Origin of the sequence: Mycobacterium paraense (assembly GCF_002101815.1) — a bacterium.
Classification (GTDB): domain Bacteria; phylum Actinomycetota; class Actinomycetes; order Mycobacteriales; family Mycobacteriaceae; genus Mycobacterium; species Mycobacterium paraense.
This window is the reverse complement of the sequence record NZ_LQPM01000007.1, coordinates 232,892-257,680: the sequence shown is the minus strand read 5'-3', so window position 1 is coordinate 257,680 and position 24,789 is coordinate 232,892. Positions and strand designations below refer to the sequence as shown.

The 24,789-nt window shown below is 67.5% G+C and carries 24 protein-coding genes and 1 tRNA gene; 11 read left to right on the top strand and 14 right to left on the bottom strand.

Annotation, left to right across the window (positions count from 1 at the left end):
- The 5 genes from AWB89_RS06180 to AWB89_RS27885 are packed head-to-tail and all read right to left on the bottom strand — an operon-like array spanning window position 1 to window position 4,933.
- Complete coding sequence (locus AWB89_RS06180) at window positions 1-924, bottom strand: potassium-transporting ATPase subunit C (RefSeq protein ID WP_085099324.1); 924 nt, start codon at window positions 922-924, stop codon at window positions 1-3.
- Window position 925: 1 nt separating this feature from the next.
- Entirely contained in the window at window positions 926-3,076 is a 2,151-nt protein-coding gene (gene kdpB, locus AWB89_RS06175) for a potassium-transporting ATPase subunit KdpB (RefSeq protein WP_085099327.1), read from the bottom strand.
- Complete coding sequence (kdpA, locus tag AWB89_RS06170) at window positions 3,076-4,746, bottom strand: potassium-transporting ATPase subunit KdpA (protein WP_085172228.1); 1,671 nt, start codon at window positions 4,744-4,746, stop codon at window positions 3,076-3,078. Before kdpA (AWB89_RS06170) ends, kdpB begins: the two co-directional genes overlap by 1 nt.
- Complete coding sequence (gene kdpF, locus AWB89_RS27890; RefSeq protein ID WP_139830713.1) at window positions 4,746-4,835, bottom strand: K(+)-transporting ATPase subunit F; 90 nt, start codon at window positions 4,833-4,835, stop codon at window positions 4,746-4,748. The genes kdpA (AWB89_RS06170) and kdpF overlap by 1 nt, the downstream gene beginning before the upstream one ends.
- Window positions 4,832-4,933, bottom strand: a complete 102-nt coding sequence (locus AWB89_RS27885; protein WP_241519386.1) for a potassium ABC transporter ATPase — start codon at window positions 4,931-4,933, stop codon at window positions 4,832-4,834. Before AWB89_RS27885 ends, kdpF begins: the two co-directional genes overlap by 4 nt.
- A 270-nt stretch (window positions 4,934-5,203) precedes the next feature.
- On the opposite strand from AWB89_RS27885, the gene AWB89_RS06160 reads away from it, so the two are divergent.
- Complete coding sequence (locus tag AWB89_RS06160; RefSeq protein ID WP_085172223.1) at window positions 5,204-5,773, top strand: DUF6611 family protein; 570 nt, start codon at window positions 5,204-5,206, stop codon at window positions 5,771-5,773.
- A 16-nt stretch (window positions 5,774-5,789) separates the two neighbouring features.
- On the opposite strand, the gene kdpA (AWB89_RS06155) is transcribed toward AWB89_RS06160, so the two are convergent.
- The 3 genes from kdpA (AWB89_RS06155) to AWB89_RS06145 all read right to left on the bottom strand — a co-directional run bounded on the left by kdpA (AWB89_RS06155) (window position 5,790) and on the right by AWB89_RS06145 (window position 9,922).
- A complete protein-coding gene (gene kdpA / locus AWB89_RS06155; protein WP_085172221.1) occupies window positions 5,790-7,442 on the bottom strand; it encodes a potassium-transporting ATPase subunit KdpA in 1,653 nt (550 codons plus the stop codon).
- A 162-nt stretch (window positions 7,443-7,604) separates the two neighbouring features.
- Complete coding sequence (locus AWB89_RS06150; protein WP_085172219.1) at window positions 7,605-9,152, bottom strand: sensor histidine kinase; 1,548 nt, start codon at window positions 9,150-9,152, stop codon at window positions 7,605-7,607.
- Window positions 9,149-9,922, bottom strand: a complete 774-nt coding sequence (locus AWB89_RS06145; RefSeq protein WP_085099342.1) for a response regulator transcription factor — start codon at window positions 9,920-9,922, stop codon at window positions 9,149-9,151. Before AWB89_RS06145 ends, AWB89_RS06150 begins: the two co-directional genes overlap by 4 nt.
- 704 nt (window positions 9,923-10,626) lie before the next feature.
- Between AWB89_RS06145 and AWB89_RS06140 the strand changes: the two genes are divergently transcribed.
- The gene (locus AWB89_RS06140) at window positions 10,627-11,949 is read left to right on the top strand and encodes a PPE family protein (RefSeq protein WP_085172217.1); all 1,323 of its coding nucleotides are present in this window, start codon (window positions 10,627-10,629) and stop codon (window positions 11,947-11,949) included.
- Between the two features lie 67 nt (window positions 11,950-12,016).
- Here AWB89_RS06140 and AWB89_RS06135 read toward each other — a convergent pair whose 3' ends face one another.
- The 4 genes from AWB89_RS06135 to AWB89_RS06120 all read right to left on the bottom strand — a co-directional run bounded on the left by AWB89_RS06135 (window position 12,017) and on the right by AWB89_RS06120 (window position 14,889).
- On the bottom strand, window positions 12,017-12,301 hold the full coding sequence (locus tag AWB89_RS06135; RefSeq protein WP_085099041.1) for a WXG100 family type VII secretion target: 285 nt from the start codon (window positions 12,299-12,301) through the stop codon (window positions 12,017-12,019).
- Window positions 12,302-12,352: 51 nt separating this feature from the next.
- Window positions 12,353-12,649, bottom strand: coding sequence for a WXG100 family type VII secretion target (locus tag AWB89_RS06130; RefSeq protein ID WP_066914021.1), 297 nt, complete (start codon window positions 12,647-12,649; stop codon window positions 12,353-12,355).
- A 131-nt stretch (window positions 12,650-12,780) separates the two neighbouring features.
- Window positions 12,781-13,986, bottom strand: a complete 1,206-nt coding sequence (locus AWB89_RS06125) for a PPE family protein (protein WP_085099349.1) — start codon at window positions 13,984-13,986, stop codon at window positions 12,781-12,783.
- A 57-nt stretch (window positions 13,987-14,043) separates the two neighbouring features.
- On the bottom strand, window positions 14,044-14,889 hold the full coding sequence (locus tag AWB89_RS06120; protein ID WP_085099352.1) for a PPE family protein, SVP subgroup: 846 nt from the start codon (window positions 14,887-14,889) through the stop codon (window positions 14,044-14,046).
- A 357-nt stretch (window positions 14,890-15,246) separates the two neighbouring features.
- Here AWB89_RS06120 and AWB89_RS06115 point away from each other — a divergent pair.
- Together AWB89_RS06115 and AWB89_RS06110 are read left to right on the top strand one after the other, a co-directional pair.
- A tRNA-Leu gene (locus AWB89_RS06115) sits at window positions 15,247-15,323 on the top strand.
- A 55-nt stretch (window positions 15,324-15,378) separates the two neighbouring features.
- Complete coding sequence (locus AWB89_RS06110) at window positions 15,379-16,143, top strand: methyltransferase domain-containing protein (protein ID WP_085099355.1); 765 nt, start codon at window positions 15,379-15,381, stop codon at window positions 16,141-16,143.
- A gap of 31 nt (window positions 16,144-16,174) precedes the next feature.
- On the opposite strand, the gene AWB89_RS26915 is transcribed toward AWB89_RS06110, so the two are convergent.
- A complete protein-coding gene (locus tag AWB89_RS26915) occupies window positions 16,175-16,600 on the bottom strand; it encodes a hypothetical protein (RefSeq protein WP_139830715.1) in 426 nt (141 codons plus the stop codon).
- Window positions 16,601-16,802: 202 nt separating this feature from the next.
- Between AWB89_RS26915 and AWB89_RS06105 the strand changes: the two genes are divergently transcribed.
- Both AWB89_RS06105 and AWB89_RS06100 read left to right on the top strand, forming a co-directional pair.
- The gene (locus AWB89_RS06105; protein WP_085099358.1) at window positions 16,803-17,582 is read left to right on the top strand and encodes a hypothetical protein; all 780 of its coding nucleotides are present in this window, start codon (window positions 16,803-16,805) and stop codon (window positions 17,580-17,582) included.
- A 19-nt stretch (window positions 17,583-17,601) separates the two neighbouring features.
- The gene (locus AWB89_RS06100; RefSeq protein WP_085099361.1) at window positions 17,602-19,206 is read left to right on the top strand and encodes an esterase-like activity of phytase family protein; all 1,605 of its coding nucleotides are present in this window, start codon (window positions 17,602-17,604) and stop codon (window positions 19,204-19,206) included.
- 9 nt (window positions 19,207-19,215) lie between these two features.
- On the opposite strand, the gene AWB89_RS06095 is transcribed toward AWB89_RS06100, so the two are convergent.
- A complete protein-coding gene (locus AWB89_RS06095) occupies window positions 19,216-20,406 on the bottom strand; it encodes a cytochrome P450 (RefSeq protein ID WP_085172215.1) in 1,191 nt (396 codons plus the stop codon).
- A 295-nt stretch (window positions 20,407-20,701) separates the two neighbouring features.
- On the opposite strand from AWB89_RS06095, the gene AWB89_RS06090 reads away from it, so the two are divergent.
- From AWB89_RS06090 to AWB89_RS06070, 5 genes are all read left to right on the top strand, one after another.
- On the top strand, window positions 20,702-21,469 hold the full coding sequence (locus tag AWB89_RS06090; RefSeq protein WP_085172213.1) for a dienelactone hydrolase family protein: 768 nt from the start codon (window positions 20,702-20,704) through the stop codon (window positions 21,467-21,469).
- Window positions 21,470-21,481: 12 nt separating this feature from the next.
- Window positions 21,482-21,757 carry a DUF6295 family protein gene (locus tag AWB89_RS06085; RefSeq protein ID WP_085172211.1) on the top strand — a complete coding sequence of 92 codons (276 nt, stop codon included), beginning with the start codon at window positions 21,482-21,484 and terminating at the stop codon, window positions 21,755-21,757.
- The gene (locus AWB89_RS06080; RefSeq protein ID WP_085172210.1) at window positions 21,754-22,521 is read left to right on the top strand and encodes a DUF427 domain-containing protein; all 768 of its coding nucleotides are present in this window, start codon (window positions 21,754-21,756) and stop codon (window positions 22,519-22,521) included. Before AWB89_RS06085 ends, AWB89_RS06080 begins: the two co-directional genes overlap by 4 nt.
- A gap of 154 nt (window positions 22,522-22,675) precedes the next feature.
- On the top strand, window positions 22,676-24,091 hold the full coding sequence (locus AWB89_RS06075; RefSeq protein ID WP_085099387.1) for an ammonium transporter: 1,416 nt from the start codon (window positions 22,676-22,678) through the stop codon (window positions 24,089-24,091).
- 15 nt (window positions 24,092-24,106) lie between these two features.
- Window positions 24,107-24,445, top strand: a complete 339-nt coding sequence (locus AWB89_RS06070) for a P-II family nitrogen regulator (protein WP_085099390.1) — start codon at window positions 24,107-24,109, stop codon at window positions 24,443-24,445.
- The last annotated feature ends 344 nt before the right edge of the window (window positions 24,446-24,789 follow it).

Here is a 24,789-nt window from a genome sequence, read left to right as displayed (position 1 = left end):
CTAGCCCGAGACCGGATACTGGCGATCGAGTTGCAGGTTGAGCTCTAGGACGTTGACGGTCGGCTCACCGAAGAAGCCGAGGTCGCGGCCGCTGCGGAAGCGCGCGAGGACCGCCCGGATCTGCTCCGGGCTGACGTGGCGGGCCTTGGCCACCCTGGCGACCTGGATGTCGGCGTAGGCCGGCGAGATGTTCGGGTCCAGGCCGCTACCGCTGGCGGTGACCGCGTCGGCCGGCACGGCCGGCTGTTCGGGCGCGGCGCCGCGGACGGGCACGATCTGGCCGATCGTGTAGTCCTCGCCGTACTTGGCGCACTCGACCCGCACCCCCTCGTAGATCGACAGGAACGGGGCCTGCGTCGACTGGCACGGCTCGTTGACGCTGACCACCCGGGTCGGATGCGCGACGTTTCCGCCGGCGTCGCGCGGGCCGATCACCGACAGCACCGCGCCGACGCCGCCGCCGGTGCAGAACGGGCGTGACCCGTCCACCCCCTCCAGCTGCCCGATCGCGGAGCTGCGCGTGCAGACCTGGGTGAGCAGGCTCGGCTTGAAGCCCGCGTCCGACGCGGACTTGCCGCCCGTCATTTGCGACGGGTCGGCGGGTGTGTCGACGATGCTCTCCGGCCCGAGGTTGCTCGCGCTCGACGAGAGCGGGTCGTAGCCGGTGCCGGCGGCCGACGGGCGGCTCTGGAAGTACTTGGGCAGCGCGTTGCCGTCCTTGTCGGTGAACAGCTGGCCGATCAGCCGGCTGCCGACCGGCTTGCCGTTCGCGGTGAGGATCGACCCTTCGGCCTTGTCGTGCAATCCCGGGATCTGCGCGACGAGCCAGATGAGCAGGGGATAGGCCAGGCCGGTGAGCACCGTCAGCACCAGCAGCGCGCGCAAGGCCGCCCAGTGCATGCGGACGAAATTGGAGAACTTCATGTCAGGACATCCCGGGGACGAATTGGATGAGGAGGTCGATTGCCTTGATCCCGATGAACGGGGCGACGATGCCGCCGAGCCCGTAGACATACAGGTTGCGGCTCAACAGCTTTGACGCGCTGCTCGGCGTGTAGCGCACGCCGCGCAGCGACAACGGGATCAGCATGACGATGATGATGGCGTTGAAGATGACCGCGGACAGGATCGCCGACTGCGGGCTGTGCAGCCGCATGATATTGATCATGTCCAGCCCGGGGAACAGGGCGACGAACATCGCCGGGATGATCGCGAAGTACTTGGCGATGTCGTTGGCGATCGAGAAGGTGGTCAGCGCCCCGCGGGTGATCAGCAGCTGCTTGCCGATCTCGACGATCTCGATCAGCTTGGTCGGGTCGGAGTCCAGATCGACCATGTTCCCGGCCTCTTTGGCGGCCGAGGTGCCGGTGTTCATCGCCACACCCACGTCGGCCTGGGCGAGGGCCGGCGCGTCATTGGTGCCGTCGCCGGTCATCGCGACCAGCTTGCCGCCCTCCTGCTCGCGCTTGATCAGCGCGAGCTTGTCCTCGGGGGTGGCCTCGGCGAGGAAGTCGTCGACGCCGGCCTCGTCGGCAATCGCCTTGGCGGTCAACGGGTTATCACCGGTGATCATCACCGTGCGGATGCCCATCTTGCGCATCTCGTCGAAACGCTCGCGCATGCCCTGCTTGACGACGTCCTTGAGGTGGATGACTCCGAGCACGGCCGCTTCGCCGTTCAGGCATTCGCCGACGACGAGCGGGGTACCGCCGCCCGCCGAGATGCCGTCGACGATCTCGCCGAGCTGATGCGGAACCTTGCCGCCTTGTGCGCGTACCCATTCCGCGACCGAGCTGGCCGCGCCCTTGCGCAGCAGGTGCCCGTCGAGGTCGACGCCCGACATCCGCGTCGTAGCCGAGAAGGCCACCCATTGGGCCTGCGAGAGCTCGCCCGGTGTGCGCGCCCGGAGCCCGAAATGCTGCTTGGCGTATACGACGATCGAACGTCCCTCCGGGGTTTCGTCTGCCAGGCTGGACAATTGGGCCGCGTCGGCCAGCTGCTCGTTGGTGACCCCGTCGAGGGGGACGAAGGCCGCGGCCTGCCGGTTGCCCAGGGTGATGGTGCCGGTCTTGTCGAGCAGCAGCGTGTTCACGTCGCCGGCGGCTTCCACCGCGCGCCCCGACATGGCCAGCACGTTGCGCTGCACCAGCCGGTCCATGCCGGCGATGCCGATCGCCGAGAGCAGCGCGCCGATCGTCGTCGGGATCAGGCACACCAGCAGCGACACCATCACGATGCCGGTGACGCCGCTGGCGTCGAGGGCCTGGGTGTCCGGCACACCGGGATTGTTCGCCTTGGAGTAGATCGCCAGCGGCTGCAGGGTCGCGACGGCGAAGATGAAGATGATCGTCAGCGCGGCCAGCAGAATGTTCAGCGCGATCTCGTTCGGGGTCTTCTGCCGGTTGGCGCCCTCGACGAGCGCGATCATCCGGTCGATGAAGCTTTCCCCGGGCTTTTGGGTGATCTGCACGACGATGCGGTCGCTCAGCACGGTGGTGCCGCCGGTGACCGCCGAACGGTCGCCGCCGGACTCGCGAATCACCGGCGCCGACTCGCCGGTGATCGCCGATTCGTCCACCGACGCAATGCCTTCCACCACGTCGCCGTCGCCCGGTATCACCTGCCCGGCCTCGACCACGACGATGTCGCCCTGCTGCAGCAGCGGCGCCGCCACTTCCTCTTCCACCCCGGGGGCGCCGGGTTCCCACCTTTTCAGCCGCCGGGCCACGGTGTGGGATTTCGCCCGGCGCAGAGTCTCGGCCTGGGCCTTGCCGCGACCTTCCGCCACGGCCTCGGCGAGGTTCGCGAAAAGCACTGTCAGCCAGAGCCATATCACGATCAGCCACGCGAACCAGGTCTCGTTGACGATCGCCAACCAGGTGCTCCACGCGGCGCCGATTTCGACGATGAACATCACCGGGTTGCGCCACAGGGTGCGCGGGTCGAGCTTGCGCAGCGCGTCCGGCGTCGAGCGCCACAGCATCTTCGGGTCGAGCAAGCCACCCTGGACCCGCTTCGGGCCGGTGTGGTCCGCCGGCTGCGTCTGCTCAGCCGGATCGATGGTGGTTGCGGTCATCAGTGGATTCCTTCGGCGAGGGGCCCCAGCGCGAGCATGGGCAGGAACGTGAGGGCGACGAGGATCACCGTGACGCCGGCGACCATGCCGACGAATTGCGGCCGATGGGTCGGCAGCGTGCCCGCCGATTCCGGCGTGTGGCCCTGCTTGGCGAGCGAGCCCGCCAGGGCGAGCACGAGCACCATCGGCAGGAACCGGCCGAACACCATCGCCAGGCCCAGGGCGGTGTTGTACCAGTTGGTGTTGACGCTGATCCCGGCGAACGCGGAGCCGTTGTTGTTGGCGGCGGAGGTGAACGCGTACAGCACCTCCGACAGCCCGTGGGGGCCGGTGTTGGCCATGCCGGCACGCTCGCCCGGCAGCGCCATCGCGACGGCGGTGCCGGTCAGCACGATCAGCGGGGTGACCAGGAAATAGCTTGCGGCGAGCTTGATTTCGCGAGGATTGATCTTCTTCCCGAGGTATTCCGGGGTGCGCCCGACCATCAGCCCGGCGACGAAGACGGTGATCACCGCCAGGATCAGCATGCCGTAGAGGCCCGACCCGGTGCCGCCGGGGGCGACCTCGCCGAGCTGCATGTTGAACATCGTGATCATCCCGCCGAGGCTGGTGTAGGAGTCGTGGAACGAGTCGACGGCACCGGTGGAGGTGAGCGTCGTCGAGTCGGCGAACACCGCCGAGTCGGCGACGCCGAACCGCTGTTCGACGCCTTCCATGGCGGCGCCGACGGCGGTCGGCACCGTGCCGTGGTGTTGCAGCTGGAACCACATCATGAAGGACACGCTGATCGCGTACAGGCTCGCCATCACCGAGGCGATCGCGTAGCCCTGCTTGGTGCTGCCCACCATGCGTCCGAAGGTGCGGGGCAGCGAGAAGCTGATCACCAGTAGCAGGAAGATCTCCACCCAGTTGGTCCACGTCGTCGGGTTCTCGAGCGGGTGCGCGGAGTTGGCGTTGTAGAACCCGCCGCCGTTGGTGCCGAGCTCCTTGATCGCCTCCTGGCTGGCCACCGGACCGCCGGTGATCGTCTGCTGGACGCCGCCGAGGGTGGAGGCGACCTGGTCGTGCAGGTGGAAGTTCTGGATTGCGCCGCCGGCGACGAGCAGGATCGCGCCGATGATCGAGAGGGGCAGCAGGATGCGCAGCACCGTGCGCACCAGGTCGACCCAGAAGTTGCCCAGATCCCCGGTGCGCTTACGGGCAAACCCGCGGACCAGCGCGATCGCCACCGCCATCCCGACGGCGGCCGAGACGAAGTTCTGCACCGCGAGCCCGGCCATCTGCACCAGATGGCCCTGCGTCGACTCGCCGGAGTAGGCCTGCCAGTTGGTGTTGGTGACGAAGCTGATGGCGGTGTTCCACGCCAGTCCGGGGGTCATTTGGGTGGCCGGATCGTGCAGGTGCAGCGGCAATTTGCCCTGCACCAGCTGGAACACGAACAGGAACAGGATGCTGACCGACGAGAACGCCAACACGCTGCGCGCGTAGGCGCCCCAGGTCTGCTCCGAGCGCGAATCGACACCGATCAGCCGGTAGATCGCCCGCTCGGCGGCGGAGTCCTCCTCCGACGCGTACACCCGATACATGTAGTCGCCCAGCGGCACATGCACCACCACCAGTGCCGCGACGAGGACGACGAGGAAAATGATCCCCGCTGTTGTTGTGCTCACTAGAACCTCTCCGGGAACAGCAGCGCGGCCGCGAGATACACGGCGAGGAGCACGGATAGCGCCAAGCCGATGACGTTTTCGTAGCTCACAGCCGCTCGACCAGCTTTTGCGTCAGCCCGAGCACGGCGAACACCGCGATCGTCAGCACGACGTAGATCAACACGCCCATCGTGTCTCCATTCCGCATAAGTTCCGCGCACACCTATCGGCCCCATCGAGTCAGCCGCAGCGCAGTACTCGGAGGCAATGCCAGATTGAAACTAGGCAGCGTTCATCCGAAAGGGCCTTTGGTTGACACTTTCCTAACGGCGGCGCAGTGCGCCTTTACGGTTTCTTTACGCCCCCGAGCGCGCGTCCCCGCACCCCAACCGGGCCGGCGTAAAGGTCGGACCGTTGCCCGTATAGATGTCGTTTGGATTGCTAGTGGGCGTTGCGAATTGGGCGTAAACCGAAGCCCATGCGAAAAGCCGAGCAGCGACACGCCGAATCGAGCATCCGCCAGCCGACCGAGAGCGCCCCGGCGCGACCGCAGTGGTGGTCGCGGCTGCTCGACGGACCTCACCAGTGGGGATCCTTCGATGCCACGGTTGGTAGATACGGCGCGCAACGCGACCGATTGATCCTCTACCCGCCCGGCAGCACCGCCGCCGACCGTCGGATGGCGCGGCTGTGGCGGGGGTGGCCGACAACCGGCGCTGCGCTCGGGTTGCTTGCGATCATGCTGCTGGGCCACGCCGGCGTCTCGCCCGACGAGGTGCTCGCGGTCTTCGTCGTCGCGTACGTGGGCATCGGCGCCCTGCTGTTCCTGCGGGCCGGGCCCCTGCGCGTGCCCGTCAGGTCGATGTTGGTCATCCTGTTGCCCAACACCGCAGACGCGCGTGGGCGGCGCAGCCACACCGAGTGCCGAGCCCTGGCCGACATGCTGGTCCGCGCCGACGATCTCTTGGCGAGCGGGGCGATCTCAGTCGTTGAGCGCGAGGCGATCTGGTGGGAGGCCTATGACCGTCTCGAGGCCGCCAGACGGTAGGAGCGCCGCCGCGGACTCATCTGCGCAGCGCGTCGGCCGCTGGGCCGAGTGCCAGCGCCGGCAGGTACTCCAACCCGACGATGATGAGGGTCGCGCCGACGATGAGGAATACGAACGACGGCGCTTGTGTGCGGAGGGTTCCCGCGGTGATGACACCGGCGCGCTGCGCGGCGAAAGTGCCGGCGAGCGCGAGCACGACGATGATCGGCAGGAACCGTCCGACCACCATCGCGAGGGCAAGCCCGACGTTGTACCAGGTGGTGTTGCCGGACAATCCGGCGAAGGCGCTGCCGTTGTTTGCCGCGGCGCTCGTGAAGGCATACAGCACCTCGGAAAGCCCGTGGGGACCCGTGTTGAGCATGGCGGCGCGTTCGCCGGGGAGCGCCACGGCGACCGCCGTGCCGACCAGGACCGCCGCGGGCAGGGTCAGTATGTAGAGGCTAATCAGCTTCATGTGGCGGGAATGAAGCTGCTGCTTCAAGTATTCCGGCGTACGCCCGATCATCAGGCCGCCGAGGAAGGCCGCGAGCAGGGTCATCATCACCAGGCCGTAGAGCCCACTGCCCGCACCGCCGGGCGCGACTTCGCCAAGCATCATGTTGAGCATCAGCACCGCCCCGCCGGCGCCCGCGAAGCTGTCATACGCGGAGTTTGCTGCGCCGTCAGCGCTGGCCGTCGCGGCCTGACCGAAGATGGCGCTGCCGGGCACGCCGAACCGTGCCTCGGTTCCTTCGGTCGCGGCTCCGGCGGACTGGATCACGGTGCCATGCGCTGCGAACTCCGACGCGGCGACCGCACCGGTGCCAACGGCGAACAATATTGCGGCCACGGCAAAGAGAGCCCATCCCTGCTTCTTATCACCGACCATCACTCCGAAGGTCCTGATGAGCGCGACCGGAATGATCAGCATCGCAACGATTTCGACGACGTTGGCGAGCGGCGTCGGGTTCTCGAAGGGGTGCGCGCTGTTCACGTTGAAGGCGCCGCCACCATCACCGGATATCAGCTTGATCGATTCCCACGTGGCCACGGGTCCGCCGAGAATGCGCTGATGCCCGCCCGCTATGGTCGTGATGCTCTGTGCGCCATGCATGTTGTTGGTCGCGCCGAGCGCGATCAACAACACGGTGACAGCGATCGACAGCGGGATCAGAATCCGCAGCACGGTCCGCACCAGGTCGACCCAGAAGTTGCCGATTTGTTCGCGCCGCTGCTGCGAAAGTCCACGGATCAGGACGACAGCGACACACATTCCGACCGCGCAGCTGGCGAACGCCTGCACACCCAAACCGGTCAGCAGCCCGACATGACCAAGGGTGGTTTCGCCGGGGTAGTTCTGCCAACTGGTGTTGGTGACGAACGAGATTGCAGTGTTGAAAGCCAACGCCGGTGTCATGCCCTTGCGCCCCCACGGCTCCGCCAGCCGCGTCTGCGTCAGCAACAGCGCGTACAGGAAGAGCACGCTGACCGCGGAGAACGCGAGCACAGAGGTCCCGTATTTGACCCAGCGCTGCTGGTCGTCGGGTTGCGCCCCGATCAGGCGGTAGCACAGCTTTTCTATGCGCCAATGCCGCGTATCGGCGTAGACGCTCGCCATGTAGTTGCCCAGCGGCACGTGCAGGGCCACAACGAGGACCGCTATGGCGGCGATTTGCAGCCAGGCGGCCATTCCCGGGGATGGATCGTCGATAAGAAGCTCCTTGTTCCGGTCCCGGCGTGTACGAGGAGAAGTTACGCGGGTGCCGCCCCCAAATCCTCGCGGTTACGGAATCCCTACGTCGTATCCGCCTCTCTTGACGGAATATTGATCGACGTTTGGCGATCTGTGCGATCACACGCCGTTGGGGCGGGCGGCTGCATCCGGCGTTGAATCCTCGATCAGCGGCAGCCGCACCCGGAAAACCGTTCGGCCATCCGCGGATTCGGCGGTCACCGAGCCGTGATGGGCCTTGACGATCGAACTCACGATGGCCAGGCCCAGCCCGATGCCCGAGCCGTTGGACCGGGACGTGTCCGCCCGGGCGAACCGCTCGAACAGCCGGGGCATCAGGTCCGCGTCGATGCCGGGCCCGTCGTCGGCCACGGTCAGTTCCGCATAGGGAGATTCGGGACCGAAGCGGTGGCAGGTGATTCCGGTCGTGACCGTGACGCCCGGCGGTGTGTGCACCCGCGCGTTGCTGAGCAGGTTGCTGACCAGTTGGTGTAGCCGGGCGTGGTCGCCGCGGACCCACACCGGCTCGTCGGGCAGGTCTTTGACCCACTGGTGGGTGGGCGCCGCGACGGCGGCGTCGTTGACCGCATTGATGACGAGGTCCGCCAGGTCGACGTCCTGGGTCTGCAGATCCTGGCCCTCGCCCAGGCGCGACAGCAGCAGCAGCTCGTCGACGAGCACCGCCATCCGCCGCGCTTCCGATTCGATGCGCGCCAGCGCGTATTCGGTGGTCGGCGGCAGCGCCGAGCTGTCCTGGCGCGTCAGCTCGGCGTAGCCCTGGATCGCCGCGAGCGGCGTCCGCAACTCGTGGCTGGCGTCGGTGATGAACTGGCGCATCCGCATATCGGACTCGGCGCGATGCGCCAGCGCGCTATCGACGTTGTCCAGCAACCGGTTCAGCGTGTGCCCGACGATCCCGACTTCGTTGTCCGGGTCGGTGTCCTGTGGCCGCACCCTGACACTGATCCGGTGGTCGCCGTCGGTCAGCGGCATGGCGGCGACCTCGGCGGCGGTCGCGGCGAGCCGGCGCAGCGGGCGCAGGGTGGACCCGACCACCCAGACAGTCAGCCCCGCGGTGACCGTCAGGGCCACCGCGACAAGCGTGGTGGTGGTCAGCTGCTTGCGAACGATGATCTGGTCGGCCCGGGCCAGCGACACGCCGACCACCAGGAGGTCGGAACCACTGACGCGGCTGTCGACGCGATAGGAACCGAGGCTGCCGAGCTTTTCGGTTCGTGGCGGCGCGTCGGGCCAGGACTGCGTTTCCAGGGCGCGGACGACGTCGGGTGGCGCGGGCCGCGCTTCGGCTTCGGAAAAGACGGCCGAGCCGATCACCTTGCCGTCGTGCAGCACGGCGATGAGGTTGCCCGGCGTTTGATCGGTGAATTCGAGCATCGCCTGCGCGACCGGCTGGGCGCCCCGTTGCGTGGCGGGGTGTTCGCCGTTGCGGTATCTGGTGTACGAATTGGTCAGCGCGTCAAGGGATTGGTCGACGTCGGCGTCGCTCATCGCGGTGACGTAGCCGCGCAGGCTCAGCACCGAGACGATGCCGACCGTCACCAGCACCACGCTGACGACGGCCAACACGCCCAACAGCAACTGGCGGCGCAGCGAGCGGGGAAGCCACCGCGGACGGTCCCTGGACGCGTGGTGTCCCGCGCCGGTCATTCCGGCGGTCGCAGCATGTATCCCACGCCACGGACGGTGTGGATCATCGGCTCGCGGCCGGAGTCGATCTTCTTCCTCAGATACGAGATGTACAAGTCCACGATGCTGGTGCGGCCGGCGAAGTCGTAATTCCAGACGCGGTCCAGGATTTCGGTGCGGCTCAGCGCGCGGCGGGGATTGCGCATCAGAAAGCGCAGCAATTCGAACTCGGTGGACGACAGCGAGATCGGTGTGCCGCCGCGGCTGACCTCGCGGCTGGCGGTGTCGACGTGCAGGTCCCCGATCTTCAGGGATTCGGCCGCCGGCGGGGTCTGCTGGGTGGAGCGGCGCAACAGCCCCCGCAGTCGCGCGACGAGTTCCTCGAGGCTGAACGGCTTGGTCATGTAGTCGTCCGCGCCTGCGGTGAGCCCGGTGACGCGGTCCATGACCGAGTCGCGCGCGGTGAGGAACAGCGTGGGGGTGTAGGCGTCGGATTCGCGGATGCGCTGCAGGATCCGCAGCCCGTCCACGTCGGGCAGCATGATGTCGAGCACGAGCACGTCGGGGTTGACGCTCTCGAACTTCGCGAGGGCCTCGCGCCCGTTGTGGGCGATGTCGACGACCCAGCCCTCGTAGTGCAGCGCCATCTTGACCAGGTTGGTCAGCGCGGGTTCGTCGTCGACCAGCAAAACCCGGATGGGTGAGCCGTCGGCACGATAAATGCGGGGCAGCTGCCCCAGGATGGCCTGGCGTGGCCGTTGGCTGCCTGCGTGTCCCGTCATCACGGTCATGTTCCTACATTCTCCCAAGCGCACATGTCATTGTCACGGACCTCATAGAGTTCTCAAATAAAACGCTGTTTTGTGGCTCACATAAGGACACGCTCAAATATGTGTTTCATATGTGTCGCATCGGCGTACTTGAGGTGAGATGATTATCCAAAAATACTGGTATGCATGGATGTTGGTTTGACAAGGCGGAGGCGCTTCGGGCGGTAGTGCCCCAAATCACAGCCATACGAACGGAATTCATTGACCATCAGGCGCTGCGCTTCAGCAGATGCCGTCGTAGCCGGACAGGTTTGCTCGACGGCCGAGGACAACGGCGTCCCGAATCTCGTTAACGTGACGTTACGTGATGTTACGAATATTGGTATCCCTCAATGAGTTTCGTAGCAGGACTATTGTGCGTACCACCAGGCGCGGCTGCTGCGACGGGCACTGAGTGTGGGGCGTTTCGGCTTTGCCGACGCACGGACTCGGGGCGGAAAAATGACCGGCCCGGTTTCGGTCGAGCGGGCAATGCCGGCGGCATCGACGGGGGTGTCCGCCCGTCGGCCGGCGCGCTGCCTCGCGGTCGCCGTACCCGGGCGGCCGGGCACCGCCCGCGGTGTAGACGTGCCCGCGCTCACCACGGCCGTCCGCGGCATCGGCGCCGCGGACGCGAATTCCGGATCACTGAACCAGCAAACTCGAGCAAAGGATAGGAACGGGCGATGGACTTTGGCGCGCTGCCACCGGAGATCAATTCCGGTCGGATGTATCTGGGGCCGGGGCCCGGGACTTTGTTGACCGCTTCGGCGGGGTGGGAATCGCTGGCCGCCGAGCTGGCCGATGCCGCCAGCGGGTACCAGTCGGTGATCGCCGGCCTCACCGACGAGTCCTGGCTGGGGCCGACCTCGCTGTCGATGGCGGCCGCGGTGACCCCCTACATATCGTGGATGACGGCGACCGCCGCGCAATGCGAGCAGTCGGCCACCCAGGCCACCGCGGCCGCGGCGGCCTTCGAGACGGCGTACGCCATGACGGTGCCGCCGCCGCTGATCGCGGTCAATCGCGCCCAGCTCATGGCGTTGATCGCGACCAACATCTTCGGGCAGAACACGCCCGCGATCATGGCCACGGAAGCCGAGTACAGCGAGATGTGGGCGCAAGACGCCGCGGCGATGTACGGCTACGCCGCCAATTCCGCCGCGGCGTCGGCGTTTTCGGCCTTCACCTCGCCGCCGCAGACGACCAACCCGGGCGGCGTCGCCGGGCAGGCAGGCGCACAGGTCGGCAGCAACGCCCAGACGGCGACCTCGCAGTTGATGTCGTCGGTGCCCCAAACGCTGCAGACCCTGGCGACCCCGGGGGCCGCGTCCGGCACCGGGCTGTCGCCGGCGGCGGCGGGCACCGCGGTGTCGCTGGGCTCGTCGGGGGCCTCGGCCCCGCTCAGTGCGCTGTCGAGCCTCACCGGGGCGACGGGCAAAACCGCCACCAAGGGTGCCAGCACCGGCGCGAGTGCGCTGTCCGGATTGACCGCGAGCCTGACGCCTCTGCTCAGTGGCAATACCGGCAGCGTCGGCCTCGATGCGATCGGCCTGGGCTCCGACCTGGCGGGGCTCGGCGGTGACGGTGCCGGCCTGGGCGCCGATGGCGCGGGGCTCGGCTTCGACGGGTACGGCCTGAGCCTGGACTTCGCGGGCTTGGGATCGCTCGAGGGGGCCGACGGCGGGGCCGTCAGCGGTCTGGGAAACCTTGGGCCCCTTGGTGGTCTGGGTGCGGGCGCGTCGGCGAGCGTGGGTCAGGCTCCTTCGCTCGGCACGCTGTCGGTGCCGCCGACGTGGGCCGACGCGGTCTCGTCGGTCACGCCGCTGCCGGCCCTGGACGCCAACGCCATGCCGGGCGGCTGGGGCGCGGCACCCGCGTCATCACCCACCACCGCGGGGATTTCCAAGTTGCCGCTGGGCGGCATGGTCGGCCGGGAGTCCGAGGGTGCGGTCCAGCGAATCGGGTTCCGCCCCAGCATGTTTCCGCGTTCTCCGGTGGCCGGGTAGCGCGGGCGGACAAGCGACGGGGCCGCACACCCGATCGGTGTGCGGCCCCGCTGCGGAACGTGCGGTGTCAGGCCCAGCTGGATCCGACGGCGCTGTCGGTGCTGGCCATGTTGCTGCCGGCGGTCTGCACCTTCTGGCCGTGGGCGTTGGCCTGCTCGTAGATCACCTGGAAGTTACGACCCAACTGGGTGATGAACTCCTGGCACGCCACCGAACCGGCGCCACCCCAGAAGTCACCAGCAGCCAACACATCGCGAACGATGGCCTGGTGCTCGGCCTCCAACGACGCCGCCTGCGCGCGAATCGTCGCGCCATGGGCGTCCACATCGCCGAATTGGTAATTGATGGTCATGTTTTAGGTCCTTTCAAGTCCTGGAAAGTTGGGGACGACAGCGCTTGAGAGCTAGCTGCCGAGGATCTGCTGGGAAGCCTGCTCTTGCTGCTCGTAGTTGTTGGCGTCGCGGATCAGCCCGTCGCGCACACCGTGCAGCATGTTCACGATGTTGCGGAAGGCCTGATTCATCTGACCCATGGTGTCGTAGGAGGTCGCCTGCGCCTGGCCACTCCAGCCGGCACCAGCGATGTTCATCGACGACGCCCACATCTTGCGAGCCTCGTCCTCAACGGTCTGAGCGTGCACCTCGAAACGGCCCGCCATCGCCCGCATCTCGTGCGGATCGGTCATGAAACGTGTTGCCATGTCTTCTTTCTCCTTGTCTTGGAAGCCTTCAGCTTGACGAAGTCTTGTCGATTGTGATTAAGGCGCAGCGGTTACGCGCTCGCCTCGAACGGGTGACATATCCTTTCTTTTTTGCCTCCCTGGTGTCGGGATCAGACGACAACCTGCTTGGGCATGACGATGGGCTTGAAGCCGTACCGTGGGCCGGAGCCGTAGGCGGCTGCGCCCTTGGCGGCACCCGCCATTCCCGGCATGCCGGGCATGGCCGCGACCGGCTCGGCCTCGGTGGCCGCGGTCCAACCGGAACCCTCCAGCGGGGCAGTGGACGAAGCCAACGTCGCCGGGGCCGCCGACGACCAGCCCGCGGGCACCGAGAGGCCGCCGACCGCGGAGGCCTCGCCGAGTGCGGCCGATGCGCCGCCGCCGGTAACGCTGTTCACCAGGGCGCCTTCCCCGATCACCGCGCCGCCGGCCAGCGGCGCGACGTCACTCGCCGTCGCCGCCGGTGCGGCGGCAGCGAGGGTGTGGCCCAACGACACCGCGGTCGGAATCGTGTTGCCGACGAACCATGCGGCGGTGACACCAACCTGCTGGACGAGGTTGAAGTTGAACAGGGTGCCGCCCAGACCGTCGAGCGCCGAGATGAGGTTCGCCGCCTGGGGGAAGTTGGCCTGCACAAAGTTCCAGACCGGCAGACCAAAGGGCTGCGTCGGGTCAATCAGCGACCCCAAATTGCCCAGGATCCCGGTCAGGCTCGCCGCCGGATTCGCGCCGGCGTTCGCATACGCCGCCGAAACCGCGGCACCTTGCGTGGCGGCCGCGGCCGGGCTGGCCGTCGGCGATGCCGGCGTCAACGGTTGCAGCACACCGGAAGCCGCGGAGGCGGCGGTGTAGGTGTACATCGTGATCGCGTCTTGGACCCACATCTCGGCGTACAGAGCCTCAGTGGCCATGATCGCCGGTGTGTTAATGCCCAGGAAGTTCGTCGCGACGAGCGCCGCCAGCTGGGCACGGTTCGCGGCGATCACCGGCGGTGGCACCGTACCCGCGAAGGCCGCCTCGTACGCGGCCGCCGACGCCGTAGCCTGCGCACCCGCCTGCTCGGCCGCCGCGGCGGTGGTGGTCAGCCAGCTCACGTAGGGCTGTGCTGCGGCCGCCGCCGCCGCCGAGCCCGCGCCGGTCCACTGCTCGCCGGTCAGGTTGCCAATGATCGACTCCCAGGAGGACGCGGTGGTGCTCAGCTCGGCGGCCAGGTTGCTCCAGGCCGTCGCTGCCGCCATCAGTGGCCCTGAACCGGCGCCGGTGTACATCATTGCCGAGTTGATCTCGGGGGGCAGAGCCGCAAAATCGAAAACCATTTTTGTGTCCGTTTCTGTTGTCTGAAGTTGGTGGGGTTTACGTGACGGCCCGCTGGCTTAGACGGCCCTGATCTTGGGCATGACGATCGGCTTGACGCCGTAGCGCGGTGCACCGAAGCCCGCGCTGTTGCGCGCGGCTGCGCCCAACCCGGGCATTCCGGGGACGATCGTCCCGGGGCCGGCCTGCGGCGCGGCGCCGGTCCACCCGACGGTCTGCACAGCGGTGGCGGGGCTGACTCCCGGGGTGAAGGTGCCCGCCCAGCTCGGCGGCACGGACAATTTGCCGACCATGGTCGCCTGGCCGAGCCCGCCGACGGGCATCGCGGCCATCCCGCCCATGCCGCCGGCCGGCGCGGTCACGTTGACGGCATCCGCAGCGCCCGCCGCGGCGCCGGCCGCGTCGCCCGCGTCGGCCGCGTCGGCCGAGGCGGCAGGAAGCAGCCCGCCACCGGCCATGCCGAGGCAGTCGGACATGGCCGACGCCCAGTTGCCGCCCTCGAAGCTCAGGAAGTTGGCCGCGTTGCTCGACAAGCCGAACGGGTTGCCGCCGACGCTGTTGCCCGGACCGCCGAGGAACGTGCTCAGTTGGTTGATGAGATCGACGGGCGTCGTGGCGGCCACGTTGGCCGACTCGGTCTGCGTGTAGGTGCCCGAGCTCAACCCCAAGGTGCTCACGAACTGCTGTTGGATCGACTGAGCCTCGGCGGCGAGCTGCTGATACATGCTGCCGTAGGTGCCGAAGATCGTCGCCTGCAGGGCCGATACCGGGTCGGCGGCGGCTGGAGCGATGGCGGTCGTCGGTGCCGCGGCACCCGCGTTCTGTGCCGTCAGCGAATTGCCGATTCCTTCCAGCTGCGCTGCCGCTGCTAGCAACTCTTCGGGGATTGCTGTCAGAAATGACATCTAGTGCTCCTAGTGTTCGGAAAATGCCGATCTCCCTGGCGGGCGATCGACCTGTGTGATGGCGTAACGGCTCCTGTGCGTCGGCGTAAGGTTAACGAGGCACGACTCCACATTCCCGACGGAAAAGGCTAGGGTGACGGGCGTTTACGGCTTTTTAACGCTGGCGCGGGCAGTTTTAACAAGGTCCTGTCGGCCGACATAGCGTTGTCATCTGAGATTCGCCGGCAAACGATCAAACGGCGCGCCGCGCGCGCATCCTAGGCCAGCGGCGCCGGGCTCGCATCTGGAAAATTTCGCCGGTTTCGGGTGCGATGCGGCGCCCCGCGACCGCGCTTCGCGCGCTAGATTCGCCGCCGGGCCCCCATAGCCCAATTGGCAGAGGCAGCGGACTTAAAATCCGCCCAGTGTCGGTTCGAGTCCGACTGGGGGCACCACACAACAGGGGACCGCACAGTGAACAACGAACCTTCGGCCGAGCGTCACGAATCGATGCTCCGCGGTCATCAGCGACGCACAGCTGAGGACTCCGTGGCCTACCTCCTGCCGCACCTGAAGCCGGGATCAACCGTCCTCGACATCGGATGCGGTCCCGGCACCATCACCGCCGACCTCGCCGAGCGCGTCGCGCCCGGACTGGTGCTGGCCGTAGACCTTTTCGACAATGTTCTCGACATGGCTCGCGCGGAGGTCCAGCGCCGCGATCTGTCAAACGTCTCCTTCGCGACGGCCGACGTGCACCAGCTCGGCTTCCCCGACGGCATGTTCGATGTCGTTCATGCCCACCAGGTGCTGCAACACGTCGCCGACCCGGTGCAGGCCCTGCGGGAGATGAGAAGGGTCTGTCGCCCAGGCGGGATCGTGGCAGCCCGAGACGCCGACTACGCCGGTTTCGTCTGGTTCCCGCAGCTTCCCGCGCTGGATCTTTGGCGGGACCTGTATCGGCAGGCGGCACGCGCCAACCGCGGCGAACCGGACGCGGGCCGGCGGATGTTGTCCTGGGCGCTCGAGGCCGGCTTCGACCACGTCACGCCGACCGGGAGCCTCTGGTGCTACGCGACCGCCGCCGCAAGGGACTGGTGGGGCGGCATGTGGGCCGACCGTATCCTTCATTCGGGCGTCGCTCGCGAGTTGTTGGCCCTGGGTCTGGCCACCACCGCCCAGCTCGAGGAGATCTCAGCGGCGTGGCGGGCCTGGGCCGCGGCGCCAGACGGCTGGCTGTCAATCCCCCACGGCGAGATCCTTTGCCGGGCATAGGACTTTGGGTCGCGACGACCCGGTGCCCGCGTCAAGATGCCTGTTTGATTTCCAGCTTGTTGGTTTGCGTATATCCGGCCGGCCGGCCACAGGCCGGGATCAGGTAAGAGATTGTCGACGTGCCCACGAGGCTACTGGGATCCCACGTCATGTGGGAGGCGGTGGCCATTTGAAGATAGCTACCGTCCGGGCACATCAAGTCATTCTCGCCGTCGAGCACCCATTGACCGTCGACCAACCGCGCCTGACTACCTCCCGCCCCGGCCTTCACATAAACGCATCCGTCACCGCAGGAACTGACCGTCCAAGAGGTGACAACGGCTTTACCACCCGGCGACGTCGAGGTCGCGTTGTAACTGCCGTTCATCGTCGGTGAGTCTGCCCAAGCCGTGCCGGCCAAGCCGACCGCTGAACCGGCAAACACGGCGATTGTCGCCAAGCCACGTGCGATAGCCATGCTGTTGTCCTCCCCGAGGTCAATTAATAGTCAGCGCAGTCGATGGTTTATCACAGTTAAGGGGTCGCGGCGACTTGGCAATATTTCTGAAACTTTCACGAGCGTCATTGGCAGCCGAGTTGAAGATGAAGCCCGGCACGGAAAATGGGATGCAACCCACCGCCGAGACCACCGCGAACCGTCGCCCATAAACTGACCCCTCGTGGGCATGCTCTTTTGCTTGGCGCCGTGGATCGTCTATTGGGTGCTGGTCGGTAACGTTCCGTTCGTCGCCTCCGCGCTCGTCGCGCTGGCGCTCGCCGTCGCGGTGATCGCGTTGGGCCGCTGGGCGGGAACTCCGTGGGAGGCATTCCAAATCGGTTCCGCGGCAGTGCTTGTGGTTCTTACCGTGCTGGCTTTGTCGCTCGATGACGCGTTCAACCAGCGGTGGATACTGCCGCTGGGGAACGCCGGGGCCTTCGCGGTCGCCCTGGTCGGCTCCCTGACCGGCAAGCCGTTCGCGCGTGCGGCGGCCGCCGGCGAGCAGCCCGACGACGTCGTCAAGACGGAGCTGTTCGCCCGGATGGTGAGCGCGCTGACCTGGGTGTGGATCGCCGCGTTCGCCGGCATGACCGTGTCGTCGGTGATCCCGCCGATCGTGGACCCCAACGCCGGCCTGCAGGACACGGCCCCGTTGTCGTACGTCTGCTACTGGGTCATTCCGTTCTCGCTGCTGGGCGTGGCGGCGCTGGCGTCGCGGGTGCTGCCCGACCGGATGCTGGCGGGCATCGACGACGTCGCCCGCGAGACGTCGTTCGTCGCCTACGACGAGGCCACCATCGACGAGCTCTACTACCTGGCGCAGGAACACGCCAACCGCGAGGTCGGCCCCGGCAAGGAGGCCTACAACGTCAAGGTCGGCGGGATGGGAACGCCCCTCACCGGCGACGAGTCCCGAAAGTCGTGGCCGTCTACCTACAAAGTGCGCGATAAGCGGCGGTAAAAGCGCAAAGATCGGCTCCATGGCATCACCTCGCCCGACATCGCTGCCCGGGTGGCTCGCGGCGGCGACGGCGTTGATCACCGTCGCGGCCTGCTCGTCGGATCCCGCGCCGTCGCTGTCGGTGCCGTCGCTGAAGGAACTGAGCACCGGCGCGGGCAGGGTGTTGACGATCTCGCCCGAGCAGCTGTTGGCGGCTACCAGCGGCGTCACGCCGGTGGCCTTCGGCAAGCCCGCGCACGGCAACATCGCGTACGGCGCGTACGGGTCGATGGTCTACACGCCGGACGCCGGCTTCACCGGCACGGATCAGCTTCCGGTCACCGTCAGCCACGCCGTCAGGCTCTACGCCGAGGACGAGGCGCCGCTGCTGATCGTCGGCGAGGTCGCGGTGCAGGCCAACGCGCACGGCTCCGCGATCGCCGCGGTGCCCGGCAGCACCGACGAAATCTACGGCCTGTCCGATCGGGGACCGAACGTCGACGGGCGCACCCCGGGCGAGAAGGTGCTTCCGGTACCGAATTTCCATCCGCAGATCGCCAAGCTCAAACTGGCCCGCGGCGTGGCCTCGCTGGAGCAGATCATCACGCTGACCGGGAAGGACGGCGTGCCGCTGGTGGGGCTCATCGACCCGCGGGCGGCCACCGGCGAATCGATGGTGGACCTCAACGGCAACCCGCTGCCGCGTTCGGATCACGGGCTCGACACCGAGGGTCTGGTCGCGATGCCCGACGGCACGTTCTGGGTGTCCGACGAGTACGGCCCGTTCGTCGTCCACTTCGACGCCAACGGCAAAGAGCTGGAACGTCTTTCACCGTTCGACGGCAGCCTGCCCGCCGAGCTCGCGCTGCGCAGCCCGAATCAGGGCATGGAGGGGCTGACCATCACCCCCGACGGCGGCACGCTGGTGGGCGTCATGCAATCGGCCCTGGCCACCCCGGGCTTGGCCGGCTCGTCCCGGTCCGTTCCGCTGACCCGGATCGTGACCATCAACCTGGCCAACCGCGGCGACGTGCGCGAGTACCTTTATCCGCTCGCCGACCCGCAGCAGACGAAGGTCGCGGTCTCCGAAATCACCGCCCTGAGCGCCACCACGTTCCTGATCGACGAGCGCGACGACGCGCCGCAGCCCAAGGGCAACAAGAAGATCTACGTGGCCGACATCTCCGGGGCCACCGACGTCGGGCCGCACTCGACGGCGCCGGGCGCCACCTATCAGGCCGGTGCGGGCGGGCTGCTGATCGGCGGCGTTCCCGTCGAGACCTTCGTCGGTGTCGGCACCGATGCGGCGGCCGCCGCGAAGCTCAAGGCCGCCGGGATCACGCTCGCCACCAAGGCGCTCAAGCTCGATGTGGGGGAGCTGGTGCGAACGCTCTCGGCCGACGGCAATTTCTTCGGGCATGACCATATCGAGGGGGTCATCAGCCGGGACGGCGGCAACACGCTGATCCTCGCCAACGACAGCGACTTTGGGCTGGCCGGCCTGGCCTCCGACTCGCCGCCGTTTCAGCTCAGGCCCAAGATGCTGCCCAACGGCACCCAGGACAGCGGCGAGATCCTCGTCGTCGACACCACGCGGCTGCCCGCCACCACCGAATCCGTGACGGTGCCGATCAAGGTGGGGTGAGCCGAGTCCTCAGGCCGATTCGAGGGTGACCGGCAGCGATCGATGCCGTCGGATGATGTTGTTTTCGGCCCACGTCGGCTGGCCGCTGACGTGGATGCGGTCCACGCGATCGATCAGCGCGCGCAGCATGGCGGCCGTCTCCAGGCGGGCCAGGGCTTGGCCGGCACACGCGTGCGCACCGTTGCCGAAGCCCAGGTGTCGTCCCGCATCGCGGCGAATGTCGAAGGTGTCCGGGTCTTCCCATTCGCTTTCGTCGCGGTTGGCCGAGGCGTAGATGACGAGGACGCGCGCGCCCGCCGGAATGGCGGCACCGGCGATCTGGGTGTCACGCCGGGCCAGCCGGGTAAACGCGCGCAGCGGCGATTCGTAACGCACGATCTCGTTGACCGCGTTGGGAATCAGACCCGGGTCGTCCCTGAGGAGTCGCCACTGCTCGGGGAGGCTGGCCAACAGGTAGACGGCGTTTGAGATGGCGCTGATGGTGGTGTCGAGCGACGGCGCGATGTAGTCGATCATCAGCGCCGTGCACTGCGCGCGGCTTACGGTCCCCGCGTCGACCGCGGTGAGCAGTTCGTCGACGATGCTGCCTTCGAGCACGGTGCGGCGGCGGACCACGCGGCGAGCGAATCGCAGCATCTGCAGGCTGCGCGGGAACGACTTGACGGCTCGCCGATTCAGCGGGCCCAGCATGTCGAAGGTGGCTCCGCCCCAGTCGATCAGCAGTCCCCGCTCGTCGCGGGGCCATCCGACCAGATCCGGCACCACGGCCAGCGGCAATGCCGAGGCGAGGTCGTCGACGGCGTCAACCGTGCGGCGGCGCACGGCGGCGTCGACGATGGCCGCGGCCTGTTGATCGACGGTGTCGGCGAGCTCGCGCAACGCCCGCGGAAGTAGCCGGTGCGCAACCAGTTTGCGTCGCCGGTCGTGGGCGGCGGCGTCGCTGTTGAGCGTGGTGCCGCGCGACAGCCGATTGCTGATCGGGTTGAGTGCCACGCCGTTGCCCGAGATGAACGTCGCGTCATCCCGCAGCGTCGCTTTGCACTCGGCGTAGCGGGGCAGCGCGTAGACGCCGTGCCCGCTCAGCCACACCACCGGTCCGAGCCGGCGGAGCCGGCGGTAGTGCGGGTACGGGTCGGCCACCGCCGACTTCGTGTAGATGTTCGGACTGTAGACCGCGACGTCACCGGGGCCGCTCCGCATCAGGCCGGCCTCACCGGGCGCCCAAACCTATGGAAGGTGTTGCGCCGCAGCGCATCACCCTGCGCTGCGGTGACCCGGCGCTGCCCGGCCACGCTCGATGCGGGGGGCGCGGTGGCCCTGTGCCCGGTTCGCCGATGGTGCTCATGGCAGCGCTGACCCCTTCCATACTTGACGATATCGTCACATACGAGCATATCGTCAGTCAACTGTCTTTCCTGCACGCGCGATCGGATGTGTCTGGCGCGGTTGGGCTACGTTGGTGTCGTCGGAGCGCACCCCGCGAAGAGGAGCAGCGATGAACGCGCCCAGTCCTGACGCCATCCGCGCCGAAACGGTCACCATCACCGGCCACGGCGGCGACGAGATCGAGGCCTATCGGGCTTGCCCAATTGGTGAGCCGCTCGCCGAGGGATCGCGCGGCGGGATCGTGTGGATCCACCACATGCCCGGCTACGACCGGGAAACCAAGGAGTTCGTCCGCCGGCTCGCCGTCAGCGGCTACCACGCGGTGGCCCCCAACCTGTATTCGCGCGAGGCCCCGGGTGCCGCGCCCGATGACGCGGCGGCGACGGTGCGCGCGGCCGGCGGGGTCCCCGACGAACGACTGGTCGGCGACGTCGCGGGTGCGGTCGAGCACCTGCGCTCGCTGCCCGGGGCGAACGGGAAGTTCGGGGTCATCGGGCACTGCTCGGGCGGGCGGCACGCGTTTTTGGCGGCGTGTTCGCTCCCGTTCGACGCCGCGGTGGACTGCTACGGCGCGTTCATCGTCGAGGACCTGCCCGAGGGCATGCCCAAGGCGATGCAACCGATCCTGCACCTGGCCTCGAACCTGAGCTGCCCGATGCTGGGGCTGTTCGGGGCCGACGACCGCTTCCCCGCGCCGCCCGCGGTGGCGGCCCTGGATGCCGAGCTGACCAAGTTCGACAAACCGCACGAGTTCCACTCCTATGAGGGCGCGGGCCACTCGTTCTTCTCCGTCGACAGGCCGGCGTACCGGCCCGAGGCGGCGGTGGACGGCTGGCGCCGCATCGACGAGTTCTTCGCCACCCACCTGAAAGGCTAGGCGTACCAAGGCATGTGCACTTACCTCACCGAACGCGTGCAGGTCGACGGGAGCGGCAAGGGGGCGACGGGGTGGTTCGGCGCCAGCGCCGCCACCGTGTACGTCGACCACCCCGTGCACGCGCCGTACGGCCACACGGTCAACATCGACGTGATCAACCCGGAGCTGGGCCCGTCGGCGCGGGTCGCCCTCGAGCTCACCGAGGAGAGCGCGCTGGCGCTCGCCGACGCCATCCACCGGGCCATCGCCAACGCGCCGGCCGGGCTCGCCTCGAAGGACCAGCCATGAGCGCCGAGCGCGACTATCCCGAAATGGCCGCCGCCCGCGGACGCATCGAGCCCGCGCCGCGCCGCGTCCGCGGCTACCTCGGCCACGAGCTGGTTTTCGACACCACCGCCGCCCGCTATGTGTGGGAATTGCCTTACTACCCGGCCTATTACATCCCGCTGGCCGATGTGCGCACCGAGTTCCTCGTCGACGAGGACCACCCGCAGAAGGTGCAGCTCGGCCCGTCGCGGCTGCACTCGCTGGTCGGCGCCGGCCGGACGCATCGCTCGGCGGCGCGGGTGTTCGACGCCGGTGACGGCCCCGTGGCGGGCACCGTTCGCTTCGAGTGGGATCCGCTGCGGTGGTTCGAGGAGGACGAGCCGATCTACGGCCACCCCCGCAACCCGTATTCGCGGGTGGACGCGCTGCGCTCCCACCGCCACGTCCGCGTCGAGCTGGACGGAATCACCCTCGCCGACACCGGGTCTCCGGTGCTGCTGTTCGAAACTGGTTTGCCCACAAGGTATTACATCGATCCGACCGACATCGCGTTCGAGCATCTGGAACCCAGCCCCGCCCAGACGCTGTGCCCGTACAAGGGAGTGACGTCGGGCTACTGGTCGGTGCGGGCCGGCGACACCACGCATCCGGACCTGGCGTGGACCTACCACTACCCGCTGCCCGCGGTCGGGCAGATCGCCGGCCTGGTGGCCTTCTACAACGAGAAACTCGACATCAGCGTCGACGGCGTGGCGCTGTCCCGGCCCCGGACCCAGTTCAGCTAGCGGGGTCGGCACCAGCCGTGCCGAACGAAATGAACATTTAAAACGCCGAACACACGGCCGCAACATATGGGGCCGACGCTTCACCCGTCTACGGCGTCACTTCGCACCGCAGCTGATTTATAGCCTATGGCTCGAATTGGGGTGTGTCTGAACCATGTTGCCCTATCCCGATTGGCTGAACCCCGGAGACAACGCGTGGCAGTTGGTCGCCGCGACCCTGGTCGGCCTGATGAGTATCCCCGGCATCGCCGTGCTGTACGGCGGCATCGTGCAGAAGAAGTGGGCCGTCAACACCATGCTTATGGCCTTCACCGGGTTCTCGCTGGTGCTCGTCGTGTGGGTGCTGTGGGGTTTCAAGATGGGCTTCGGCGAGCCGCTCAAGCTCGGCCCGGGCATCCTCAGGGCGGCCGTCGGCATCCCCCACACGATCCTGTCCAGCAACAACCAGGGACAGGCCGTCATCCCGCTGTTGGACGGCACCATGCCGAAGTTCCGCTTCTCGCAGACCACGCTGGCCTACTTCCAATTCGTGTTCGCCGCGATCACGCCGCTGCTGTTTCTCGGCAGCGTGATCGGCAGGATGAGCTTCAAAGCGTGGCTCGTCTTCGTGCCGCTGTGGTCGACGATTGCCTACTCGGTCAACGCCTTCCTGCTGTGGGGCGGCGGCTGGTGGGCCCAGGCGGGTGCCCTGGACTACAGCGGCGGCTACGTCATCCATCTGGCCGCCGGCACAACGGGATTCGTCGCCGCCGCGGTGATCGGACCGAGGCTGGCGCGCGACCGGGAGCGCGCGGTGCCCAACAACCTGCCGCTGGCCGCGGTCGGCGCCGGCGTGCTGTGGTTGGGCTGGAACGGGTTCAACGGAGGTGACCCGTACTTCTCGGGCGCGGACGCGTCGCTGGCGGTGCTGAACACCAACCTCACCACCGCCGTCGCGCTGCTCACCTGGGTGCTGTGGGACATCTTCGCGAGCAGGCAGCGCAAACCCACGTTCCTCGGCGCGATCAACGGCATGATCACCGGCCTCGTCGCCATCACCCCGGCGGCCGGGTTCGTCAACAGCTTCGGCGCGATGATCATCGGGGTGGTCGCCTCGTCCATCGTCTGGATGTCCTGGAACTGGCTCGGCAAGACCAGGCTGTTCCACAAGGTCGACGACACCCTGGGCGTCTTCCACACCCACGGCGTGGCCGGCCTGTCGGGCGGGTTGCTGGTCGGGGTCCTCGCCGACCCGAAGATCGTCGAATACCTCGGTGGCAGTGCGGGATCCGACGTCACGTTCTCCGGGTGGCTGTGGGGCCACCATCCCAAGCAGATTTTGATCCAGGCGGGCGCCGCGGCCACCGTCATCGTCTGGGACGCGGCCGTCACCTTCGTGATCCTGAAGGTCCTGGGCCTCTTCATGAAGCTGCGGCTCCCCGACGAGGTCCTGGAAACCGGTGACCTCGGCGTCCACGACGAAGAGGCATACCCCGACGAAGCGCTCGTCACGGGCCGGCGGGTCGAGCCGCTGGCGGCCGCGCGGTCCCCGGTGGTGGCCGCCGAGCCGGTCGAGACGGCGGACGATTGAGCCGGTGGTGGCGCCATGAAGCTGGTCACCGCGATCGTCAAGCCGTTCACGCTCGACGATGTCAGGCACGCCGTGGAGTCCGTCGGGGTGCTCGGCCTGACCGTCACCGAAGTGCAGGGCTACGGCCGCCAGCGCGGACACACCGAGGTGTACCGCGGAGCCGAGTACGTGGTGGAGTTCGTCCCGAAGGTCCGCGTCGAGGTGCTGGTCGATGCGGAGTTCGCCGAGCGGGTGGTCGAGGCGATCGCCAGCACGGCGCACACCGGAAAGATCGGCGACGGAAAGGTCTGGATATCGCCGGTGGAGCAGGTGATTCGCATCCGGACCGGGGAACGCGACCACGACGCGCTCTGACGCGGGCGCCGTCGGCAAAAATTAATTTCGCAACCGACGCGCCGAAATTCGCAAAATGTGACATTGACCTCTTTTGGCCGGGAATTCTAAGAGGTCCTTATTTATCGGTCCCGGCCAGGGGTGACACTTCCGGTTCGCCCGGCGGCCGAAAGCGCTGGTAATTGCCGGAATTCGGTTCGCCGGCGACCGCGCGCCGGCGTCGCCGATAAATATCTCTTAAGCGCGCGTCGGGCGGTGGGTGTGACGTGTCCAACAGTGCCGATATTGAATTCTTTTTCGGCGAAATTCGCTCGGTAAAATTTCTCTTCAAGCAGCCATCTACGGGTGGCGGGGTTCGGTTCGGG

Coding starts and splice junctions, on each gene's coding strand:
- AWB89_RS06180 (WP_085099324.1), bottom strand. CDS start 924: ATGAAGTTCTCCAATTTCGTCCGCATGCACTGGGCGGCCTTGCGCGCG.
- kdpB (WP_085099327.1), bottom strand. CDS start 3,076: ATGACCGCAACCACCATCGATCCGGCTGAGCAGACGCAGCCGGCGGAC.
- AWB89_RS27885 (WP_241519386.1), bottom strand. CDS start 4,933: ATGCGGAATGGAGACACGATGGGCGTGTTGATCTACGTCGTGCTGACG.
- AWB89_RS06160 (WP_085172223.1), top strand. CDS start 5,204: ATGCGAAAAGCCGAGCAGCGACACGCCGAATCGAGCATCCGCCAGCCG.
- kdpA (WP_085172221.1), bottom strand. CDS start 7,442: ATGGCCGCCTGGCTGCAAATCGCCGCCATAGCGGTCCTCGTTGTGGCC.
- AWB89_RS06150 (WP_085172219.1), bottom strand. CDS start 9,152: ATGACCGGCGCGGGACACCACGCGTCCAGGGACCGTCCGCGGTGGCTT.
- AWB89_RS06145 (WP_085099342.1), bottom strand. CDS start 9,922: ATGACCGTGATGACGGGACACGCAGGCAGCCAACGGCCACGCCAGGCC.
- AWB89_RS06140 (WP_085172217.1), top strand. CDS start 10,627: ATGGACTTTGGCGCGCTGCCACCGGAGATCAATTCCGGTCGGATGTAT.
- AWB89_RS06135 (WP_085099041.1), bottom strand. CDS start 12,301: ATGACCATCAATTACCAATTCGGCGATGTGGACGCCCATGGCGCGACG.
- AWB89_RS06130 (WP_066914021.1), bottom strand. CDS start 12,649: ATGGCAACACGTTTCATGACCGATCCGCACGAGATGCGGGCGATGGCG.
- AWB89_RS06125 (WP_085099349.1), bottom strand. CDS start 13,986: ATGGTTTTCGATTTTGCGGCTCTGCCCCCCGAGATCAACTCGGCAATG.
- AWB89_RS06120 (WP_085099352.1), bottom strand. CDS start 14,889: ATGTCATTTCTGACAGCAATCCCCGAAGAGTTGCTAGCAGCGGCAGCG.
- AWB89_RS06110 (WP_085099355.1), top strand. CDS start 15,379: ATGCTCCGCGGTCATCAGCGACGCACAGCTGAGGACTCCGTGGCCTAC.
- AWB89_RS26915 (WP_139830715.1), bottom strand. CDS start 16,600: ATGGCTATCGCACGTGGCTTGGCGACAATCGCCGTGTTTGCCGGTTCA.
- AWB89_RS06100 (WP_085099361.1), top strand. CDS start 17,602: ATGGCATCACCTCGCCCGACATCGCTGCCCGGGTGGCTCGCGGCGGCG.
- AWB89_RS06095 (WP_085172215.1), bottom strand. CDS start 20,406: ATGCGGAGCGGCCCCGGTGACGTCGCGGTCTACAGTCCGAACATCTAC.
- AWB89_RS06090 (WP_085172213.1), top strand. CDS start 20,702: ATGAACGCGCCCAGTCCTGACGCCATCCGCGCCGAAACGGTCACCATC.
- AWB89_RS06085 (WP_085172211.1), top strand. CDS start 21,482: ATGTGCACTTACCTCACCGAACGCGTGCAGGTCGACGGGAGCGGCAAG.
- AWB89_RS06080 (WP_085172210.1), top strand. CDS start 21,754: ATGAGCGCCGAGCGCGACTATCCCGAAATGGCCGCCGCCCGCGGACGC.
- AWB89_RS06075 (WP_085099387.1), top strand. CDS start 22,676: ATGTTGCCCTATCCCGATTGGCTGAACCCCGGAGACAACGCGTGGCAG.
- AWB89_RS06070 (WP_085099390.1), top strand. CDS start 24,107: ATGAAGCTGGTCACCGCGATCGTCAAGCCGTTCACGCTCGACGATGTC.